Raw genomic sequence first — 20,204 nt, 5'->3', positions numbered from 1 at the left:
GGGGCTGCTTCGCAGCCCCGTTTTTATTTAGCCAACCCCGCAAGCGGGCAGTGCAACACCAGCCTGGCTCCACCCAACTCGCTTTCACCAATCTCCAGCCCGAACCCATGCAGGTCGACGATCGCCGCAACGATCGACAACCCCAGCCCGAACCCCGCATGGCGGTGGCCTTCCTCGCTGCGATAGAAGCGCTTCAGCACCGCAGCACGTTCCTCTTGTGGAATGCCCGGCCCACTGTCCTCGATGGCCAGCTGCAGGCCATTGGCGTCTTGCGTCGCGGCAATCCGCACCTGCCCACCTTCGGGGGTGAACTTGATAGCGTTGCCCACCAGGTTGGCCAGCGCCTCGAACAGCAGCTCGCGGTCACCGTGCAGTGCAGGCAGCTGCGCTGGCTGCTGCAACACCAGGCGAATGCCGCCATCTTCGGCCAACGGCAAGTAGAAGTCGTGCAACTCCACCAGTAGTTCGTGCGGGTCGAGCTGGACGAAGCCTGCCCGCCGCTGGCGGTCTTCCAGCTCGCTGATGCGCAGCAAACCGCGAAAACGCGCCATCAGGGTGTCGGTTTCGCCGATGGCCTGGTCCAGCGCCTCGGCCTGGGTGGAGTCGGCGTCACTTTGCTGGCGAATGCGGTAAAGCTGGGCACGCAGGCGCGTGAGCGGGGTGCGCAGGTCGTGGGCGATGTTGTCACATACACCCTTGACCTCGTGCATCAGCCGTTCGATGCGGTCGAGCATGGCGTTAACGATGGCCGCCAGCATGTCCAGTTCGTCGCGGCGGGCCGACAGCGGCAGGCGGTGGGTGAGGTCGCCGGCAACAATCAGCTCGGCTTGGGCCTGGATCGCGCGGATGCGCTTGAGCGGCCTGCGCCGCAACAGGTACCAGCCGGCAAAGCCTGGAATCAAGGTCAGCGAAATACCCCACAGCAGGGCGTGCAGGATGATCCGGGTAACCACGAACAGCGAGCCGTTGTCACGCACCAGCACCAGCCAGCGGCCATCCTGCACGCTAATCGCCACGGCATCGCAGCTATCGCGCGGCATGTGCGGGTCGTCGGCGTCCAGGCAGCGCTCCAGTTCGTGAACCTTGCCATCGAGCCCCAGCTCGGGCGGGATGGCGCGGATGCGCCCGCCAATTGGGTTGAGCTGTTTGTCGAACAGGCCATAGGCGTCGAAGCTGCGTTCTTCGAAAGCCTGGCTGGCGATCAGGGCATCGTCCAGCTGTTTGCCACTCATGTGCGCGAACAGGTGCTGGCGCTGCAACATGGAATGGCGGGTAAGTTTGTTCAGGTAGCTGGACACCTCGAAGTACAGCACGCCCATGAGAATGCTGCTCCAAGCCACGAACAGAAAACTGTACAGCGCCAGCAGGCGGCTGGTCGAAGAGCTCCAGCCCTTAGACGGGTTCAGCAATGGCATAGCCGGAGCCCCGTACGGTACGGATCAGCGGCGATTGGCCGGGGGAGTCGATTTTCTTGCGCAGGCGGCCGATGTGTACGTCGATCAGGTTGGTGCCCGGGTCGAAGTGGTAGCCCCAGACTTCCTCGAAAATCATCATCCGGGTGATCACTTGGCCGCTGTGGCGCATCAGGTATTCCAGCAGCTTGTACTCGGTGGGCAGCAGGTTGAGCGTATTGTCGCCGCGGCGGGCTTCGTGGCTGATCAGGTCCAGTTGCAGGTCGGCGACCTGCAGGCGGGTCTGGGTCATGGGCACGCTATTGCGGCGCAGCAGTACCTCGACCCGTGCAGCCATCTCGTCGGAGGCAAACGGCTTGGTCAGGTAGTCGTCGCCGCCTGCACGCAGGCCACGCACCCGTTCATCGACGTCGGAAAGGGCGCTGATCATCAGGATCGGCGTGGCGATCTTGAGGCTGCGCAGGGTGGTGACGATGGTCAGCCCATCGACCTCGGGCAGCATACGGTCCAAGGTGATCAGGTCGTAGCCGCCGGCAATGGCCTTGGCCAAGCCTTCACGGCCATTGTCGGCCCAATCCACCTCCAGGCCGTGGCTGGTAAGTTCGGCGACGATTTCCTGGCCGGTGACGGCGTCGTCTTCGATGGTCAGTACGCGAGGCATGCTGGTTCCCAGGCTACTAATAAGGAGACTTGATTGTGCCAAATAATAGCCAACCGGCGATTTAAGAAAAATTCATCTAGCCACCTGGGCGTTTTGACGCGCACCCACAAGACACCGCGCAAGCGGTTCAGCGTGCGCCGATGCCCTCGGCATGCATGATCTGCGCAATGATTGGCACCGGGGTCATCAGGTGTGAGCGCATCATGGCGCTGGCGCGCTTGGCATCCCTGGCCAGGATCACTTCAACCAGCGCCGTATGTTCTTGGCGCTTGAGCTCCAGGGCCTGTTCAGAGAACACCGTCTGGGTCAGCCACAGGTGCCGGTAGCGCTCGGCCTGGTCGAACAGATAGGTGCGCGCCTGCAGCAAATGTTTAGACCCGCAGCCCGAGGCAATGGCGGTGTGGAACGCCTTGTGCCGTTCGTCCCACACATCCAGGCGCTGTTCACGGGTTTTCACTTCCACCACCTTGGCCAGGGTATGCGAGTGGGCCAGTACCGAGGCCTCCCAGGCATCGTCGCCACGCTCGATGGCCAGGGCGATGATCATTGCCTCCAGGTTGGCGCGGGCATCGTAGATGTCGTTCATCTCGTCCAGCGACATGGGTGCCACGCGGTAACCCTTCTGACTGATCGCGTTGACCAGGTGCTCGGCCACCAATTGCGATAGCGCTTCGCGCAACGGGCCTACGCCCAGGTCGTAGCGTTCTTTCAGGGTGCTCATCAAGAGCTTCTCGCCGGGCTTGAACACGCCGCGGATGATGTCCTTCTTGAGCCTCTCATACCCGCTGAATGCTGAGTTTTGTCGGGGGGCGAGCGCTTCCAAGATCCTGTTCCTCAAACCGTTTTGCCGATCATACCGAAAGCGCTCGCTGGCGAAAAACAATGGACAAATAAGCATTTCATCGCCAAAAAATAAAAATGTAGACATTTTGATGTTGTGGCGATATTTTTACCTCGCCCGCACTGATCCAGGTCATGACCGGACGGCGCCACTCACTCTTTTTGCCAGGACACCGCCATGAACGCTTTTACGCAGATCGACGAACTTGTGATGCCTCTGCCGCTCGAACCGCGTGGTTACACCATCGCCCCGTCGAAACAGTCGCCGCGCCTGCTTGAGATCACCTTTACCCGCGAAACGGTCGAAGCGTTCGTCCAGGCTGTTGCCCAGTGGCCGGTGCAGGCGCTGGAGTACAAATCGTTCCTGCGCTTCCGGCTGGGCGAGATCCTCGACGAACTGTGCCAAGGCACCCTGCGCCCCGTGCTGCTTAACACCATCCTCAACCGCGCCAGCGGTGGCATGCTGATTACCCCAGTTGGCCTGGATGATGTGAGCCAGGCCGAGGATATGGTCAAGTTCACCACCGCCTGCGCGCACCTGATTGGCCGCTCCAACTACGACGCCATGAGCGGCCAGTTCTATGCCCGCTTCGTGGTGGTCAACAGCGATAACTCCGACAGTTACCTGCGCCAGCCGCATCGGGTCATGGAGCTGCATAACGACGGTACCTTCGTCAACCAGATCACCGATTACGTGCTGATGCTGAAGATTGACGAAAAGAACATGGAAGGCGGCAATTCCTTGCTGCTGCACCTGGACGACTGGGAGCAGTGCGACGAGTTCTTCCGCCACCCACTGGCCCGTCGCGAAATGCGCTGGACCGCACCGCCGAGCAAGAAGGTGGCCGAGGATGTGTTCCACTCGGTATTCGACACCGATGCCGAAGGCCGCCCGACCATGCGCTACATCGACCAGTTCGTGCAGCCAGAAAACTTCGAGGAAGGCATCTGGCTGAATGTCTTGTCCGAGTCGCTGGAAGGCAGCCAAAAGAAAGTTTCGGTACCTGTAGGCGTGGGCAGCTTCCTGCTGATCAACAACCTGTTCTGGCTGCACGGCCGCGACCGCTTCACGCCACACGAGGGCCTGCGCCGCGAGCTGATGCGCCAGCGCGGTTACGTCGCCTTCCCTAAACCGCTGTACCAGCGCGGTCAATAATGACAGGGCGCGGGGCGGGCGCCCGCCCACGCGTCTTTGCACAAAACGATGCCACCCAGGCCCGTGCGGGCCTGGGTGAGCAAGCCAGGCAACGCCTGCGTGTGAGGTAAGGCTGTGTACGATTTCATCATCATTGGCGGTGGCATTGTGGGCATGTCCACGGCCATGCACCTGATCAAGGTCTACCCGGACGCGAAAATTCTCCTGCTGGAGAAAGAGTCCGGCCCGGCCCGCCACCAAACCGGCCACAACAGCGGCGTAATCCACGCCGGCGTGTATTACACCCCCGGCAGCCTCAAGGCGCGTTTTTGCCTGGAAGGCAACAAGGCGACCAAGGCCTTCTGTACTCAGCAGGGCATTCGCTTCGATGAGTGCGGCAAACTGCTGGTGGCCACCAATGACCTGGAGATGCAGCGCATGAAGGCGCTGTGGGAGCGCACTGCCGCCAATGGCTTGGAGCGCTACTGGCTGTCGGCAGCCGAATTGCGCGAACGCGAGCCCAACATCGTGGGCATGGGCGGCATCTTCGTGCCGTCCAGCGGCATCGTCAATTACGCTGAAGTGACTGCCGCGATGGGCGTCGAGTTCCAGCGTGCCGGCGGTGAAATCCGTTATGGCGCCGAGGTGGTCGGCCTGCAGGAACAAGCCAGCGAGGTCATCGTACGCACTCATGGCGACGAATTGCGCGGCCGTTTCCTGGTGACCTGCTCGGGCTTGATGGCCGACCGCGTGGTGAGCATGCTGGGCTTGCGCACCGAGTTCGTGATCTGCCCGTTCCGCGGCGAGTATTACCTGCTGCCCAAGCAGCACAACCAGATCGTCAACCACCTGATCTACCCGATTCCCGACCCGTCCATGCCGTTTTTGGGCGTGCACCTGACGCGGATGATCGACGGTACCGTCACCGTCGGCCCCAACGCCGTGCTGGCGATGAAGCGCGAGGGCTATCGCAAGACCGATGTCAGCCCCAGCGACCTGTTCCAGACCCTGACCACCCCCGGCATCCTCAAGGTACTGGCGAAGAACTTCCGCCCAGGCCTGATCGAGATGAAAAACTCGCTGTTCAAGGGCGGCTACCTCAAGCAAGTCCAGAAGTACTGCCCAAGCATCACCAAGGCCGACCTCACGCCTTACCCGGCCGGCGTGCGTGCCCAGGCCGTGTCGCGTGACGGCAAGCTGATCGACGATTTCCTGTTCGTCAACACCGCGCGCAGCGTCAACGTGTGCAACGCACCGTCGCCCGCTGCAACCTCCGCCATCCCGATCGGCGCCTACATTGTCGAGAAAGTGTGCGAACAGGTCGGCTTGCAGGGCGGCAGCTTCCCCAAGGCAGACCTGACGGCGCTGCAGCGGGTTGCCAGCTGACGCCGCCGTAACACGTTCTGCGGTTTCGTTTTACTCAACCCGTGCTGCCCTACTCACCATTTAGGGCAGGGCGGGCTTTTTCGCGCCTGCGTCGGTGACGTGCAGCCGGCGGCCCCAACGTGGGCATGACAAAAACAACAAGGTAGCGCCATGCAAACCCACAAGAACAATTTGAGTCATGGATTGAAATCACGGCATGTGACCATGCTGTCCATTGCCGGCGTGATTGGCGCCGGCTTGTTCGTCGGCTCTGGTCGGGCCATCGCCGAAGCCGGGCCGGCTACCATCCTGGCCTACATCCTGGCAGGCGGCCTGGTGGTGCTGGTGATGCGCATGCTGGCGGAAATGGCCGTTGCGTCGCCAGATACCGGTTCGTTCTCTACCTATGCCGACCTCGCCATTGGCAAATGGGCCGGCTACACCATCGGCTGGCTGTACTGGTGGTTCTGGGTGTTGATCATCCCAATCGAGGCCAATATCGCCGCCACCATCATCAATTCCTGGATCCCGCAGATGGAGATCTGGGTGTTGTCGTTGGTGATCACCTTGCTGCTGACCGCCACCAACCTGTTCAGCGTGAAGAACTACGGCGAGTTCGAGTTCTGGCTGGCACTGGTCAAGGTGGTGGCCATCGTCAGCTTCATTGCCCTGGGCGTCTGCGCCATCTTCGGCCTGTTGCCCGGCTCTGGCGTCAGCGGCGTTTCGCGCCTGTGGGACAGCGGCGGTTTCATGCCCAACGGCTTTGGCGCGGTACTGAGCGCCATGCTGATCACCATGTTCTCGTTCCTCGGGGCGGAGGTGGTGACTATCGCCGCGGCCGAGTCCGACGAAGCGGGCAAGCATATTTCCAAGGCCACCAACTCGGTGATCTGGCGGATCACGCTGTTCTATATCCTGTCGATCTTCATCGTTATCGCGCTGGTGCCATGGACCGACCCGCGTCTGGCCACTGAGGGCTCCTATGTCACGGTGTTGGACACCCTTGGGGTGGCAAATGCCAAGGCTATCATCGACTTCGTGGTACTGACCTCGGTTACCAGCTGCCTCAACTCGTCGCTGTACACCGCCTCGCGCATGGTCTACTCGCTGAGCCGCCGCGGTGACGCCCCGGCCTGTGCCCAGGTGACCAGCCGCAGTGGCACGCCCGTAGTGGCGGTGCTGCTGTCCACCGGTGCGGCGTTCTTGGCGGTAATTGCCAATTACCTGGTGCCAGCCAAGGTGTTTGGCTTCCTCATGGCCAGCTCCGGCGCCATTGCCCTGTTGGTGTACCTGGTAATCGCCATTTCCCAATTGCGCCTGCGCCAGCGCCTGACCGCCCAAGGCAAGACCCTGGGTTACCGCATGTGGCTGTTCCCGTGGTTGACCTGGGCGGTAATCCTGTTCATCAGCAGCGTGCTGGTACTGATGCTGTTCCGCCCGGATCACCGTCTTGAAGTGGTATCGACCATGGTCTTGGCCGTGCTGGTGGTGTGTTCGGGGCTATTGGTGACACGGCGGCGCGCGCGCGCGGTGGTAATCGGCAGCGTAGGGCAGGGCGCCTGATAGCGCCGCGCTGAAGACAGACGAGCAAGACGCTCCCGGCTGTGAGAGGATGTCCCCCATCACAGCCAGGACCCCGAACGCAGCCTGATGAAGACACCGAAAAGAATCGAACCCCTAATTGAAGATGGCCTGGTCGACGAAGTCCTGCGGCCGCTGATGAGTGGCAAGGAAGCCGCCGTGTATGTGGTGCGCTGTGGCAGCCAGGTACGCTGCGCAAAGGTTTATAAAGAAGCCAACAAGCGCAGTTTCCGCCAGGCAGCCGAGTACCAAGAAGGCCGCAAGGTGCGCAACAGCCGCCAGGCCCGGGCCATGGCCAAGGGCAGCAAGTTCGGCCGTAAAGAAGCCGAAGATGCCTGGCAGAACGCCGAAGTGGCGGCGCTGTTCCGCCTGGCCGGTGCCGGCGTTAGGGTGCCTAAGCCTTACGACTTCCAGGACGGCGTGCTGTTGATGGAGTTGGTAACCGATGCCGACGGCGACGCGGCGCCACGCCTGAACGACGTGCACCTCGACGCCGAGGATGCCCGCACGTTCCATGCCTTTGTCATTCGGCAGATTGTGCTGATGTTGTGTGCCGGGCTGGTGCATGGTGACCTGTCGGAGTTCAACGTACTGCTCGGCCCTGATGGGCCGGTGATCATCGATTTGCCGCAGGCGGTGGATGCCGCCGCCAATAACCATGCCTTCAGCATGTTGCAGCGCGACGTGGACAACATGGCCCATTATTTCGGGCGCTTTGCACCGGAGCTGAAAAGCACCCGCTATGCGCAGGAAATGTGGGCGTTGTACGAGGCCGGTAAGTTGCTGCCCGACAGCCCGTTGACTGGGGTGTTCGAAGATGATGAGCATGAAGCTGACGTAACGGGCGTGATGCGTGAGATCGACGCGGCCCGGCTGGATGATGCCCGCCGGCGAGCGGCGCGGGACGAAGCCGAGCATGGCCCGGCCCGGGCAGAGGAGCCGACACCGCCCTGGCTGCAATAATCAGTTGCCCGTAGTGGCCCTATCGCCGGCAAGCCAGCCCCCACAGATACCGCATCGCCCTTGGGCCAAATGCAGTACCTGTGGGGGCTGGCTTGCCGGCGATGAGGCCATTGCCGGCTTGTTGCCTTTGATGCAAGGCAATATCTCGTCATTTGGCCTTTTCACTGGCGCGTGACGGGCATAAGGTATACGCCGTTCAAATTCCCTGGAGCTGTCATGTCCAACCAATTCCCGTCCGTTCGTCCACGGCGCTTGCGTCAGAACGAGTCCCTGCGCACGATCTTCCAGGAAACCGAGTTCCGCCTCGAAGACTTGATCCTGCCGATCTTCGTCGAAGAGGGCATCGATGACTTCGTGCCGATCACCAGCATGCCGGGCGTCAACCGCATTCCTGAGAAGCTGCTGGCCCAGGAAATCGAGCGCTATGCCCGCGCCGGTATCAAGTCAGTGATGACCTTTGGCGTTTCGCATAACCTGGACGCTGTGGGCAGCGACACCTGGAACGAAAACGGCCTGGTTGCGCGCATGTCGCGCATCTGCAAGGACACCGTGCCGGAAATGGTGGTGATGTCCGACACCTGTTTCTGCGAATACACCAGCCACGGCCACTGCGGCGTGCTGCACAACCATGGCGTGGACAACGATGCCACCCTGGCTAACCTAGGCAAGCAAGCGGTCATTGCCGCCGCTGCCGGTGCCGACTTCATCGCCCCGTCAGCGGCGATGGACGGCCAGGTGCAAGCTATCCGCAGTGCGCTGGACGCTGCCGGCTTTCACGACACCGCGATCATGGCCTATTCCACCAAATTTGCCTCATCGCTGTATGGCCCGTTCCGTGAAGCCGGCGGTACCGCGCTGAAGGGCGACCGCAAGAGCTACCAGATGAACCCCATGAACCGCCGCGAAGCTGTGCGCGAGTCGCTGCTCGACGAGCAGGAAGGGGCAGACGTGCTGATGGTCAAACCGGCCGGCGCCTACCTCGACGTGATTGCCGATATCCGCGCTGCATCGCGCCTGCCGCTGGCGGCGTACCAGGTGAGCGGTGAATACGCGATGATCAAGTTCGGCGGCCTGGCTGGCGCCATCGATGAAGGCCGCGTGGTGCGTGAAAGCATCGGTGCGATCAAGCGTGCCGGTGCCGACCTGATCCTGACCTACTTCGCTATGGACCTGGCCCGAGAGGGCATTTGACACACGCCTATCGGCCGCAACGGCCTCAGCCATGTTGATGCTGAAACCCGAGGGGGCGCTTTGCGCCCCTTTCGTGCCCCCCCAGCAGCCCACTCCCATGCTCGCCCGAGCACAAAAAAACCGTAAGCGCTGAATTATTTAGTGTCGCGTTGTATCTGAACCCTTAGAGCATTCATCGACAGGGAACAGGAATGAAATCTCGCAAGAAAAACGTCCAGCCAATCGGCCTCAACGACATCACTATCGTTGACGACGCCAAGATGAAAAAAGCCATCACTGCCGCGGCATTAGGCAATGCCATGGAGTGGTTCGACTTCGGCGTGTACGGCTTCGTCGCGTTCGCCCTCGGCAAAGTGTTCTTCCCCAATGCCGACCCCAGCGTGCAAATGATCGCGGCGCTGGCGACCTTCTCGGTGCCGTTCCTGATCCGGCCACTGGGCGGGCTGTTCTTCGGCGCCTTGGGTGACAGGTTCGGCCGGCAGAAAATCCTTGCCGCAACCATCGTTATCATGTCGCTCAGTACCTTCGCCATTGGCCTGATACCGTCCTACGCCAGCATCGGTATCTGGGCGCCTATCCTGCTGCTGTTGGCCAAGATGGCCCAGGGTTTTTCGGTGGGCGGCGAGTACACCGGTGCCTCGATTTTCGTTGCCGAATACGCCCCCGACCGCAAGCGCGGCTTTCTCGGCAGCTGGCTGGACTTCGGTTCGATCGCCGGCTTTGTGCTAGGGGCAGGGGTGGTGGTGTTGATCTCGACGCTTCTCGGCGAAGAAAAATTTCTGGAATGGGGCTGGCGCCTGCCGTTCTTCCTGGCCCTGCCGCTGGGCATCATCGGCCTCTACCTGCGCCACGCGCTAGAGGAAACCCCAGCGTTCCAACAGCACGTCGACAAACTGGAGCAGGGCGACCGCGAAGGCCTGGTGTCCGGGCCCAAGGTGTCGTTCAAGGAGGTTGCCACCCAGCACTGGCGCAGCCTGGTGACGTGCATTGGCGTGGTGATCGCCACCAACGTTACTTACTACATGCTGCTCACTTACATGCCCAGCTACCTGTCGCACAACCTGCATTACAGCGAAGACCATGGTGTGCTGATCATCATTGCGATCATGGTTGGCATGCTGTTCGTGCAGCCCATCATCGGGCTGTTGAGCGACAAATATGGCCGTCGGCCCTTCATTGTGGTGGGCAGTGTCGGGCTGTTCGCACTGGCGATCCCGGCCTTCATGCTGATCAACAGCGGTATGCTTGGGCTGATCTTTTCTGGCTTGCTGATGATCGCCGTGCTGCTCAACTTTTTCATTGGCGTGATGGCTTCGACCTTGCCGGCGATGTTCCCTACCCACATCCGCTACAGCGCACTGGCCGGTGCCTTCAACATTTCGGTGCTGATCGCCGGACTGACACCAACGATTGCGGCCTGGCTGGTAGAAAGCAGCGGCAACCTGTACATGCCGGCCTATTACCTGATGGTGATCGCCGTGGTTGGCCTGGTCACTGGCTTGACCATGAAGGAAACCGCCAACAAGCCACTGCGTGGTGCGGCACCAGCGGCTTCGGACATCGAGGAAGCGCGGGAGCTGCTGCAAGAGCACCACGACAACATCGAGCAAAAGATCGAAGACATCGATGCGCAGATCGCCGAGCTAGAGGCCAAGCGCAAGCTGCTGGTGCAGCAGCACCCACGCATCGACTGATTAGCGTGGCATGTAGCCGCGCTGCCAGGCGCGTGGAATGAACCGCGACACCAGGGCCAGTACGCAGGCCAGCGCGCAGCTGCCAGCCAGGGCCTGCAGGCCTAGGTGTTGCTGCAGCCACGCGCCCAAGGCGGCACCCAACAGCATGCCTGCCCAAGGTACCAGCTGTACCCGCCAGCCATTGCGCCGCTCACCCAGCAGCCAGCGCCCCAGGCCACGGCCGAAGCGGGACAGGGCGCCGGTGACGTAGGTCAGGCCGATGGGCAGGCCGTTTACCTGTTCGACCACGGCATTGATCATGCCCATGGCCAAGGTGGTGGCCAGCAACGCCGGAAAGGTGAACTCCAAGGGCCAGGCCGCCGCGCCGGCCAGCAATGCGGCGACCACCAGCAGCACCGGCCAGGCCCGACGGCGGAAGCCGCGCGCCAGCAGCACGCCCAGGGCGTTGCCGGCGACGAAGCCCAGCACCGCGCCACTTAGGCGCAGCACCAAGGCCAGGTCCGCCTGGCTGATGGCCACAGCCAGGCGCGTGGTGTTGCCACTCATGAACGACACGAAGTCGCCCAGCGCCAGCAAGCCAATGGCATCGGTCATGCCGGCCAGTACCGACAGGCCGGCGACCAAGCCCAGGCCGACACGCCCACGCAGTACTTGCAGGCGCAACCGTTTGGCCGTGCGCCCCGGGAGGGTGTTGGGCAGCATGCTGGGGCCTCAGCGCGGCATTTCGCGGGCGAGGGTGCTCTGGATAGTGCGCTCCACCACATCGACCAGCACCATGGTCTGGTGGTCCACTTCGATGTTGAGCAACTCACCGGCCTGGTATCTGGCGAAGGTGGTTTGGCGCAGGGTTTCCGGGATCAGGTTGATGGTGATCAGGTTGTCGTCGACATCGGCAACGGTCAGGCTGCAGCCATTGACCCCGATAAAGCCACGCGGGAACACGTACTTGCCCCATTGCGCTGGCATGCGGAACTTGAGGTAGGCGCCGGTTTCCTCAATCGACAACTCGACGACTTCGGCGGTGGTGGCAATATGCCCTGCCATCAGGTGGCCGCCGACTTCGGCGTTCATCTTCGCCGACCGTTCGATGTTGACGCCCTGGCCGGCCTTGAAGCCGCGCAGGTTGGTGCGCTCGAGCGTGGCGGTCATGGCATCGAACCTGACCTGGGTGCCGTCGATTTCGGTGACCGACAGGCAAGTGCCCTCGACGCTGACGCTGGCACCGATCTTCAGCCCGTCGAGCAGTTCTGGGGTGAGGTCGATAGTGAACTGGTTGTGGCCCGGAAAAGTGGTCACATCAAGCAGAGGGCGGACGGCCTGGACGATGCCGGTGTACATGGAGTTGCTCCTGGGCACAGAAAAGAAAACACCCGAAAGCTATGCCCGTAGCGCGGCAAATGCAAGGCGACTGTGCGGGCCGCTTCACGGGCAAGCCCACGCGTCAGACATGGCCGCTACTGTTTACGATACGCAGGCACAGCGCCTCGTACGGGTCCAGGTTGACCATTAACCGCCCATCCTCGGTCAAATCGCCTTCGACCGTTTCATTGATCATGTCCACCACCGGCCCCGGCGTGAAGCCGCTCAGCAGCAATTGCTCGGCAATCGCTTGCTGGCCAAAGTTCAGCGCACTGATCTGGATGCCGCGCCCGGCCGGCAGCTCATGCACCATTACCAGCAACCCGGGGCTGCTGACCTCGGGCACCAGTACCTGGCGACTGGTGGCGATGCCGTAGGCTTGGCGCACTGCGAGCAGTTTCTTCACCTTGCTGGCGAATGAGTTGCCGTTGTCCAGCTGGCTGTCGAGGCTGCCATACAGCGCCTGGGCACGCGGCATGCCGCGTACTGACGCTTCGGCCTCTGGGTGCAACCCCGCCAGGTCGTAACCGCCCCGGTGAATCCAACGGGTATCGCCATCCGTCATGCGCTGCGCAACCGCTTCGGCGGGCAAGGGCAGGGCGCCCACCAGGTCCCAGCCAGACAGCGCGACGACTCCCGGCTGCATGGCGTTGTACATCACCAGCAGCAGGTGCACCTTCTGGATCAGCTCGATCTGCGCTGCGCCGATCTGCCCCAGGTCGCGGATGCCCAGCGCTGCAGCGATCAGGCTGACGGTGGTGCAGGCGATCCCATTGGTGACGAAACGCAGGTTGTACGGCGCATGCTCGCCCGACAGCCGTTCGTAGATTTCTTCGCGGATATGTTCGCGCAGGATGCCGCCGGGCAGGGTTTGGCCTTTGTACAGGTACATGTCGTGGGCGTGCAGCGTCCAGAAATGCACCAGCTCTACGGTCAGCTCGTCATGGTTCTGCAGGGCATGGATCAACGAGGCCGGGTCGATACCGAAGGCGTGCATTTCCTTGAGCATCAGGCGCAGGAATTCGGTGTCGCCGGTCAGCAGCGCATGCTGGTAGGCCGGGCGGGTGATGAAGTCGTAGGACAGGTCGGCGCCGCCCTTGGACATCTGCGCGATGTCATCAAGGGTCAGGTTCAGCTCCTGGAAGCTGAAACCGCCGGCTTTGCGGATCATGCCGCCGATCAGTTGGTTGCCGACCAGTGACAGCGGGTGGCTTTCCGACCAGGCGGTGCCGCTGGCGCGCGTTTCTACACCGAGAAAGCCATTGGCGTCCAGGCGCAAGCCGCGGGCGCCCAGGCAATCCAGGGCGTGCAGGGCATCGCCGATGATCATCTGCTGGGCGGCGAAAGTCGGGTCTAACCAGTTCAGTGACGGCTGGCCTTCCTTGAAATAGTGCAGGTACACCCAGCGCCGGGTCTTGCCATCCACACCGGTCACCGGCGGCGTGGCGCTCCAATCGGTTTCCTTCACGCCCGGTTCAAAGAAAATCACCCGCTGCAGTTGGCCAACGATGTAATGACGGGCCTTGAGTTCATCGCACTGGGCCGGCAGCAGGTTGACCGCGTCGCGGCCAGCGGGCACGTCGGGCAACAACGGCCAATCTTCTTCACGGATCTCGACCATGTGATACAGCCCAGGGTAGGGGCCGTGGGCCATCTCGGCCAAGCGGAAGTCAGCACCTTTGCCGGTGTGCGAGGGGATCAGGTCGTCGATGGTCACGGCGTTGTGTGCGGCGGCCATGCGGCTCATCTGGATCAGCTCCTGCTCGCTGCCGTATAACGGGTCGATGTCAAAGCTGATGCGGTCAAAGTTACCGTCTACGCTGGGGGTGAGCTCGCGACCACGCAAGCCGCCAGACAGCTTGATCGGGCCGGTGTGCAGGCCCTGGATGCCGATTTCGGACAGGCGCTTCCACAACGCCTCATGGGCCAGGGCGCCGAGCACCGAACAGCCTTCAGGGGCGATGATCGCGTCGGGGTAAACCGTCAGCCAGACCGAGGCGATTTCGATGGCACGGCGGGGCTGGGCTTCGGCGTAGGGTTGCTGCCACAGGCGCGACTGGCCGGAGTACAGGCTGGCGCGCTGTTGTGAAGCCTTGAGCATGGCGCGGTCTTCAAGCCATTTGACATATGACGGGTCTGGCTGGGTCATTTCGCATCCTCTTTGCGTGTCGGCACCGGCTCAGGTTATGACGGCACGGCCGGCTGATCGTTCGGCTTGAGCATAGTTTCGCGGGCACGCCAGCTCGCATAGGCCGCGAAGAGACCGGGCCTGCTAAAGCAGGGTCAACGCCGGGCAGACAACTGCTGCGGTGCCAGAAACGCATCATGGAAGTAATCGCGCACCGCCTGCATCGCCGGGCTGAACGCCCGCTCCCGGTGCCAGGCCAGCCCCACGCTCATCGCGGTCACCGGGTCGCTGATGGTCACCGTCTCGATGCGCTTGCCCTCTAGCGACCAGGGCCGGTGCACCAGGTCCGACAGGATCGCCACGCCACTGCCATTGGCGACCATGCTACGCACCGCCTCCACCGAACTGGTCCGCACCCGCACCTTCGGCCGCTGCCCGGCTTGTTCCCAATAGCGCATGGCGCTTTGCTCGGCCTCGTCCACGGTCAGCAGGATGAACGGTTCGCAGGCCACGTCGGCCAAGCTTACCGCCGAGCGCTCGCACAGCGGATGGTGCCCAGGCAGCCACAGCCGGCGTTCGGAGTTGAACAAGGTCTCGGAAACTATGTCGGGGTGGGTGAGGTTTGCAGTGAGTACCACCGCCATGTCGAAGTGCCCCGCCAGCAGGCCTTGCTCAATGGCGCTGCGCTCTTGCTCGTACAGCTCCAGCGTCACGTCTGGGTGCCAATGCTCCAGCCGCTGCAGGTGGTGCGGGAGGAAGTAGCCGATCACTGTATAACTGGCCGCCAAGCGCAGCAGGCCACTGGCGCGCACGTTCGGCAGCGGGCTGTTCAGCGCATCATCCACGCTGCGCAGGATCACGTAGGCACGGTTGAGGAAGTGCCTACCGGCCTCGGTCAGGCTCATGCCCTGGGCCGAGCGCTGGAACAGCAACACGCCGAGCATCGCCTCCAGCTCTTTGATGGCTGTGGTCACCGCCGATTGGGAGATGTTCAAATGGATCGCTGCCTGGGAGATCTGGCCAATCTCGGCAGTGGCGACAAAGTAGCGAACCTGGCGCAGGGTAAGTGACACGGTAGGCTCCTGGGTATCTGATTTTCCGAAGACACCCTATCTGTTTATAAATCTTCCCAAGGGGGTATGGAGAATCTAACGTGGCTCTCAAGCAGTCACAAGCGCCAGGAGAGACAGTCATGCAGGTGGTGGATTTCAATTCGGACATGGGTGAGGGCTTTGGCCCGTGGACTATTGGCGATGGCGTCGACAACCAGCTGATGGGCTATATCAGCAGCGCCAACATCGCCACTGGCTTCCATGCCGGCGACCCCGGCACCATGCGCCGCACCGTCGAGCGGGCCAAGGCCTTGGGCGTTGCGGTAGGTGCCCACCCAGGCTTCCGCGACCTGGTTGGCTTCGGCCGTCGGCATATCAACGCCGCGGCCCAGGAACTGGTCGACGACATGCTCTACCAGCTCGGCGCCTTGCGTGAGATTGCCCGCGTCCAGGGCGTGCGCCTGCAGCACATCAAACCGCACGGGGCGCTGTACATGCACCTGGCGCGCGATGAAGAAGCCGCGCAGCTGCTGGTGGAAAACCTGCAGCTGATCGAGCCGGAACTGCTGCTGTACTGCATGCCGGGTTCGGTGATTTGCCGTATTGCCCAAGCACTCGGCCAGCCCGTGGTGCGCGAATTTTATGCCGACCGCGAGTACGACCTGAGCGGTTCGATCGTGTTCACCCGCAATGTGCGCGGCTACCAGCCCAAGGCGGTTGCTGAGCGGGTGTTGCGGGCTTGCCAGCAAGGTGTGGTGCGCACCGTTGAAGGGCAGGACTTGGCTATCGAATTCGATTCGATCTGCTTGCACAGCGACACACCTGGCGCGCTCGACCTGGTCGAGGCCACGCGCCAAGCGCTGGACGCTGCCGGTATCGCGGTGCGCGCCCCACGCTGAGTGCGCAGGGCATCCGGCGCGCACAAGCCGCAGCCCGTGACCTTTGCTTTCGCCTGCCTTTCTATAAGACGTCAAGAAAAGGAACAGTCATGGCCGAACCGCTTGCTACAACCCCAATCCGTTACAGCTTCGGCGCCGACGAGCACCTGTTTGCCGAAGTCAGCGACAGCATGTCGCTGCAAGCCTTCTTCAAGGGCATGGCCGTCACCCGAGCGGTGCAGCGGTTGGCTCTGGATGGCGTGCTGGACGTGTGCCTGGCCAATGCCTCGTTCCAGATCCGCTTCGACCCGGACCGCATCGCACCGGAGGCGCTACTTGCAGCGGTGCGCCGTGCCGAAGCGCAGGCGGTGGCCGAGCGCTCGCTGCAAACGCGGATCATCGAGATTCCGGTGCTGTACAACGACCCCTGGACCCATGAAACGCTGATGCGTTTTCGTGACCGTCACCAAGACCCGGGCAGTACCGACCTGGAGTACGCCGCCCGCATCAACGGCCTGGCCGATGTCGAGGCGTTCATTGCCGCGCACAGTGGCGCGCCGTGGTTCGTGTCGATGGTCGGCTTCGTGGCTGGCTTGCCCTTCATGTTCCAGATGGTCGAGCGCGAGCGGCAATTGCAGGTGCCCAAGTACCTGCGCCCGCGTACCGACACGCCCAAGCTCACCCTCGGCCACGGTGGCTGCTTCGGCTGCATTTACTCGGTGCGCGGGGCAGGCGGCTACCAGATGTTCGGCGTTACCCCGGCGCCGATCTACGACCCGCAGCAAACCCTGAATTACCTGAAGCAGCACATGGTGTTCTTCCGGCCGGGTGACATCGTGCAGTTCAAGCCCATCGACCGGCGTACCTACGACCAAGCGGTGGCGGATGTCGAAGAGGGCCGCTTCGACCTGCGCATTCGCCCGGTGGAATTCTCCCTCGACGCGTTCCTCGCCGACCCGGTCGGCTACCCACGGACTTTGCAGGAGGCGCTGGCATGATCAAGGTACTTAAACCCGGCCTGGCCACCTCGGTGCAGGACCTGGGCCGCGAAGGCTACTATCACCTGGGCATCCCGCCATCGGGCGCGCTCGACCAGTATGCGCTGAGTGCGGCCAACCACTTGGTAGGCAACCCGGCCGGCGCTGCGGGCCTGGAGTGCGCGCTGGTGGGGCCGGAGCTGGAGTTTCAGCAGGATGCACGGGTGGCAGTGTGCGGTGCGCAGATGCCAGCGTTGCTCGATGGCCGCGAACAACGCCCGGACACCGCGTTCGCCGTGCGTGCCGGGCAGGTGTTGCGCTTTGGCTTCCCCAGCGCAGGCGCCCGCGCTTATCTGGCCGTGGCCGGTGGTATCGACGTCCCCGAGGTGCTCGGTAGCCGCTCCACCTATGCGCTGGGAGCCTTGGGTGGGTTCCATGGGCGCAAGTTGATGGCGGGCGACCTGCTGCCGGTTGGTGTGCCCAACGGCAAGGCCCGCGCCGGCGCAAGCCTGCCGATGGCGCTGCGCCAGGCTTTGGGCGGTGAAGTAGTGTTGCGGGTGGTGCCAGGGCTGTATTTCCATCGCCTGACCGAAGCAGCCGCCCAGAGCTTTTTCACCGAGGCCTGGACGGTTGGCTCAGAAGCCGATCGAATCGGCTACCGCTACAAGGGCGGCAGTGCCTTGAGCTTCCAGCCACGGGAGCAGCCGTTCGGGGCGGGCTCGGACCCGTCGAACATCGTCGACAGCTGCTACCCGATTGGCTCGATCCAGGTGCCGGCGGGGCTTGAACCGATCGTCCTGCACCGTGACGCGGTGTCGGGCGGCGGCTATGCGATGATCGGCACGGTGATCAGTGCCGATCTGGATTTGATCGGCCAGATGCAGCCCAACCAGCAGGCGCGGTTCTTGGCGGTGAGCCTGGAGGATGCACTGCAGGCTCGGCGCTCGTACAAGAAGAAGCTGGGTTTTCTGGCCCGGTTGTTTGGCTGATTGAGCGGAGTGGCGGGTCGCCGCCCCCGCCAGGTCGTTTCAGCAAACGCACATTGTTCAGTCCAGAACGGGGAGTCAAGTCGAAAATTCCTACAACAGGTTAGGAAGCGCCGGACTCCCCAGAGAATTCATTCCCGTATAGCGTTCCTGTCTTCAGTCTGCTGGAAGACAAGGACCTCTTCATGCCCGGCCAAACCCCTTCTCATACTGGTTCCCAGGGCGCTTGCAAGGCCCGTGGCGTTACTGAAAACAGCCTGCATACATTGCTCGAAACCTCGGAAGGCAGTTCGTCGCCTTACTTGGCCGGCGCAGGCGCGCCAGCAGACCTGGCAGGCTACCCGGCCGACCCCGATTTCCAGCTGCGTGGCGGCTTCGACAACCTGATGCTCGACGCAGCAAGCCCACTGTTCGGCCTGGTCATACGCCTGCGCACGCTAGATGACCTGCCCAACATCGAATACGTGCACAAGGCCCTGCAAACTCAGGTCAGCGCCATCCGCCAAGAAATACAGCAGCACGGCTATTCCACTACGCATCTCGAAGTCTATTCGTACGGCTTGTGTCTATATCTGGACGAGGCCGTGATGAGTCGCCCCTGGGGCAACAATTCGTGCTGGAGCCAAGCACCGCTGCTGAGCATCTTCCACGACGAAACCCAAGGCGGCGAGAAGATCTTCGTCCTGCTTGAACGCATCATGCAATCGCCCGAGGAGTTCCAGGATGTGCTGGAGTTTCTGTACTTCTGCTTTTGCCTAGGCCTTAGAGGCAAGTACGCCCTTGATCCCAAGTGCGAGGACATCATCAAGGCCCTGATCTCGCGGATGCACAAGGTCATTCGCGAACTGCGTGGCCCCGCGCCGGAATTCCCCTCCGACCCCTACACCAACGTGGTCCATCGCCCTTACCGCATGCGCCGGTGGGAGTGGCCTTGGTGGAGCCCGCTGGTCATCTCCGCCATCGCCATGGCCTGTGCCTACAGCTACTACAGCTACCGCCTCGACTTGCTGACCGCCGAGGTTCTGGAGTCGCTCAACGGTATTTTGCAGCAGTGACAGGGGAGCCACATGTCTAGCCAATCCGATTTGCACTTTACCTTCCAGCCGCTGGCTGGCCGGCTTGAATTCGAAGTGGTTTCGTTCGAACTCGACGAAGCGATCAGCTCACCGTTCCAGCTGAAGCTGGAATTGATCAGTTTCGAAGACGATGTCGACTTCGGTCAGTTGCTCGACAAACCGGTGCTGTTCACCCTCTGGCGGGGCGAGCGCCCACTGCGCTACGTGCATGGCCTGGTCAGCAGCTTCAGCCAGGGCGAGACGGGCTTTTATCGCACCCGTTACCGCGCCTTGGTCGAGCCCGTGCTGGCCCGGGCTGGGCTGCGTTCGAACTGGCGTATCTTCCAGCAGAAAACCGTGCCGCAAATTCTCGAACTGATGCTCCAGCGCCAAGGCATCAGCCGTTTCGAGATCAAGAGCATCAGCAACCATCAGGTGCGCGAGTTCTGCGTGCAGGCTGGTGAAACCGACTTGGACTTCATTGCCCGCCTGGCTAGCGAAGAAGGCTTCGTCTACCGCTTCGAGCACACCCCGAAACACCACCATCTGATCATCACCGACCGGCTGCTGGCGCTGGGCCAGATCAGCCGGGGGGCGATCGAGACTGATGACGATGATGAAGGCTTCTTCGAAGAGGACGACATCGACCCCAACCAGGTGCTGTACCGCGCCACCCGCGGCGGTGATCAGGCCGGGCCCTGCCTGCGCCACCTGCGTTACAGCGAACAGGTACGGACTGCGCGGCAGGTGCAACGCGACTATACGTTCACCAACCCGGCCTACCGCCAGGAACACCGCGCGGCGGACAGCAGCATCAAGCAATTAATGCGACGAGGCGCACTGCCGCTGCGGGTGATGATGCAGCGAAGTATCAACATTTTTTTTCATTCCTCTTGTATGGCTCTGGCACTTTGGCGTTTGGTGCTG

Annotated in this window: 17 protein-coding genes and 1 pseudogene; 11 read left to right on the top strand and 7 right to left on the bottom strand. The window is 62.3% G+C overall.

The genetic code is table 11. The features are described 5' to 3' along the window. Positions 1 to 23: 23 nt before the first annotated feature. The 3 genes from DV532_RS13350 to csiR all read right to left on the bottom strand — a co-directional run bounded on the left by DV532_RS13350 (position 24) and on the right by csiR (position 2,896). Positions 24 to 1,415: a HAMP domain-containing sensor histidine kinase gene (locus tag DV532_RS13350; protein ID WP_056803858.1), complete on the bottom strand. Its 1,392-nt coding sequence runs from the start codon at positions 1,413 to 1,415 to the stop codon at positions 24 to 26. Next, a complete protein-coding gene (locus tag DV532_RS13345) occupies positions 1,393 to 2,073 on the bottom strand; it encodes a response regulator transcription factor (RefSeq protein ID WP_012272507.1) in 681 nt (226 codons plus the stop codon). Before DV532_RS13345 ends, DV532_RS13350 begins: the two co-directional genes overlap by 23 nt. Positions 2,074 to 2,200: 127 nt before the next feature. Then, a complete protein-coding gene (gene csiR / locus DV532_RS13340; RefSeq protein WP_056803860.1) occupies positions 2,201 to 2,896 on the bottom strand; it encodes a DNA-binding transcriptional regulator CsiR in 696 nt (231 codons plus the stop codon). Between the two features lie 195 nt (positions 2,897 to 3,091). Here csiR and glaH point away from each other — a divergent pair, with 195 nt between their 5' ends. The 6 genes from glaH (at position 3,092) to proP (ending at position 10,842) form a co-directional block, all read left to right on the top strand. Then, positions 3,092 to 4,069, top strand: a complete 978-nt coding sequence (gene glaH / locus DV532_RS13335) for a glutarate dioxygenase GlaH (RefSeq protein WP_056803864.1) — start codon at positions 3,092 to 3,094, stop codon at positions 4,067 to 4,069. A 114-nt stretch (positions 4,070 to 4,183) separates the two neighbouring features. Then, the gene (gene lhgO / locus DV532_RS13330; protein ID WP_056803867.1) at positions 4,184 to 5,434 is read left to right on the top strand and encodes an L-2-hydroxyglutarate oxidase; all 1,251 of its coding nucleotides are present in this window, start codon (positions 4,184 to 4,186) and stop codon (positions 5,432 to 5,434) included. Positions 5,435 to 5,584: 150 nt separating this feature from the next. Continuing rightward, positions 5,585 to 6,976, top strand: a complete 1,392-nt coding sequence (gene gabP, locus DV532_RS13325) for a GABA permease (protein ID WP_056803869.1) — start codon at positions 5,585 to 5,587, stop codon at positions 6,974 to 6,976. 87 nt (positions 6,977 to 7,063) lie between these two features. Next, on the top strand, positions 7,064 to 7,957 hold the full coding sequence (locus DV532_RS13320) for a PA4780 family RIO1-like protein kinase (RefSeq protein WP_056803872.1): 894 nt from the start codon (positions 7,064 to 7,066) through the stop codon (positions 7,955 to 7,957). 216 nt (positions 7,958 to 8,173) lie between these two features. Then, complete coding sequence (gene hemB, locus DV532_RS13315) at positions 8,174 to 9,148, top strand: porphobilinogen synthase (protein ID WP_056803875.1); 975 nt, start codon at positions 8,174 to 8,176, stop codon at positions 9,146 to 9,148. A 191-nt stretch (positions 9,149 to 9,339) separates the two neighbouring features. Beyond that, a complete protein-coding gene (proP, locus tag DV532_RS13310; RefSeq protein ID WP_056803878.1) occupies positions 9,340 to 10,842 on the top strand; it encodes a glycine betaine/L-proline transporter ProP in 1,503 nt (500 codons plus the stop codon). On the opposite strand, the gene DV532_RS13305 is transcribed toward proP, so the two are convergent. The 4 genes from DV532_RS13305 to DV532_RS13290 form a co-directional block, all read right to left on the bottom strand. Continuing rightward, the gene (locus DV532_RS13305) at positions 10,843 to 11,544 is read right to left on the bottom strand and encodes a YoaK family protein (RefSeq protein WP_056803881.1); all 702 of its coding nucleotides are present in this window, start codon (positions 11,542 to 11,544) and stop codon (positions 10,843 to 10,845) included. Between the two features lie 9 nt (positions 11,545 to 11,553). Continuing rightward, positions 11,554 to 12,180: a riboflavin synthase gene (locus DV532_RS13300; protein ID WP_056803884.1), complete on the bottom strand. Its 627-nt coding sequence runs from the start codon at positions 12,178 to 12,180 to the stop codon at positions 11,554 to 11,556. A 103-nt stretch (positions 12,181 to 12,283) separates the two neighbouring features. Further along, a complete protein-coding gene (gene treS, locus DV532_RS13295) occupies positions 12,284 to 14,350 on the bottom strand; it encodes a maltose alpha-D-glucosyltransferase (RefSeq protein ID WP_056803887.1) in 2,067 nt (688 codons plus the stop codon). A 134-nt stretch (positions 14,351 to 14,484) separates the two neighbouring features. Then, positions 14,485 to 15,402 carry a LysR family transcriptional regulator gene (locus tag DV532_RS13290; RefSeq protein ID WP_056803890.1) on the bottom strand — a complete coding sequence of 306 codons (918 nt, stop codon included), beginning with the start codon at positions 15,400 to 15,402 and terminating at the stop codon, positions 14,485 to 14,487. A 119-nt stretch (positions 15,403 to 15,521) separates the two neighbouring features. Here DV532_RS13290 and DV532_RS13285 point away from each other — a divergent pair, with 119 nt between their 5' ends. The 5 genes and pseudogenes from DV532_RS13285 to DV532_RS13265 all read left to right on the top strand — a co-directional run. Beyond that, a complete protein-coding gene (locus DV532_RS13285) occupies positions 15,522 to 16,280 on the top strand; it encodes a 5-oxoprolinase subunit PxpA (protein ID WP_056803893.1) in 759 nt (252 codons plus the stop codon). A gap of 89 nt (positions 16,281 to 16,369) precedes the next feature. Beyond that, positions 16,370 to 17,257 carry an allophanate hydrolase subunit 1 gene (locus DV532_RS13280; RefSeq protein WP_056803896.1) on the top strand — a complete coding sequence of 296 codons (888 nt, stop codon included), beginning with the start codon at positions 16,370 to 16,372 and terminating at the stop codon, positions 17,255 to 17,257. Next, complete coding sequence (locus DV532_RS13275) at positions 17,254 to 18,225, top strand: biotin-dependent carboxyltransferase family protein (protein WP_056803899.1); 972 nt, start codon at positions 17,254 to 17,256, stop codon at positions 18,223 to 18,225. The genes DV532_RS13280 and DV532_RS13275 overlap by 4 nt, the downstream gene beginning before the upstream one ends. A 182-nt stretch (positions 18,226 to 18,407) precedes the next feature. Further along, entirely contained in the window at positions 18,408 to 19,277 is an 870-nt protein-coding gene (icmH, locus tag DV532_RS13270) for a type IVB secretion system protein IcmH/DotU (RefSeq protein WP_120715344.1), read from the top strand. A gap of 12 nt (positions 19,278 to 19,289) precedes the next feature. After that, positions 19,290 to 20,090: pseudogene (locus tag DV532_RS13265) on the top strand (type VI secretion system Vgr family protein); the annotation flags it as partial. Positions 20,091 to 20,204 lie beyond the last annotated feature (114 nt).

The organism is Pseudomonas sp. Leaf58 (assembly GCF_003627215.1).
Classification (GTDB): domain Bacteria; phylum Pseudomonadota; class Gammaproteobacteria; order Pseudomonadales; family Pseudomonadaceae; genus Aquipseudomonas.
Note: the sequence above shows the minus strand (reverse complement) of the source record. Positions and strands in the feature narration are given on the sequence as shown.

Excerpts from the sequence above, each read along its gene's own strand:
- gabP (WP_056803869.1), top strand. The coding sequence starts at position 5,585 with ATGCAAACCCACAAGAACAATTTGAGTCATGGATTGAAATCACGGCAT.
- DV532_RS13300 (WP_056803884.1), bottom strand. The coding sequence starts at position 12,180 with ATGTACACCGGCATCGTCCAGGCCGTCCGCCCTCTGCTTGATGTGACC.
- DV532_RS13285 (WP_056803893.1), top strand. The coding sequence starts at position 15,522 with ATGCAGGTGGTGGATTTCAATTCGGACATGGGTGAGGGCTTTGGCCCG.
- proP (WP_056803878.1), top strand. The coding sequence starts at position 9,340 with ATGAAATCTCGCAAGAAAAACGTCCAGCCAATCGGCCTCAACGACATC.
- DV532_RS13280 (WP_056803896.1), top strand. The coding sequence starts at position 16,370 with ATGGCCGAACCGCTTGCTACAACCCCAATCCGTTACAGCTTCGGCGCC.
- DV532_RS13345 (WP_012272507.1), bottom strand. The coding sequence starts at position 2,073 with ATGCCTCGCGTACTGACCATCGAAGACGACGCCGTCACCGGCCAGGAA.
- hemB (WP_056803875.1), top strand. The coding sequence starts at position 8,174 with ATGTCCAACCAATTCCCGTCCGTTCGTCCACGGCGCTTGCGTCAGAAC.
- glaH (WP_056803864.1), top strand. The coding sequence starts at position 3,092 with ATGAACGCTTTTACGCAGATCGACGAACTTGTGATGCCTCTGCCGCTC.
- DV532_RS13350 (WP_056803858.1), bottom strand. The coding sequence starts at position 1,415 with ATGCCATTGCTGAACCCGTCTAAGGGCTGGAGCTCTTCGACCAGCCGC.
- icmH (WP_120715344.1), top strand. The coding sequence starts at position 18,408 with ATGCCCGGCCAAACCCCTTCTCATACTGGTTCCCAGGGCGCTTGCAAG.
- DV532_RS13275 (WP_056803899.1), top strand. The coding sequence starts at position 17,254 with ATGATCAAGGTACTTAAACCCGGCCTGGCCACCTCGGTGCAGGACCTG.
- DV532_RS13305 (WP_056803881.1), bottom strand. The coding sequence starts at position 11,544 with ATGCTGCCCAACACCCTCCCGGGGCGCACGGCCAAACGGTTGCGCCTG.
- treS (WP_056803887.1), bottom strand. The coding sequence starts at position 14,350 with ATGACCCAGCCAGACCCGTCATATGTCAAATGGCTTGAAGACCGCGCC.
- DV532_RS13320 (WP_056803872.1), top strand. The coding sequence starts at position 7,064 with ATGAAGACACCGAAAAGAATCGAACCCCTAATTGAAGATGGCCTGGTC.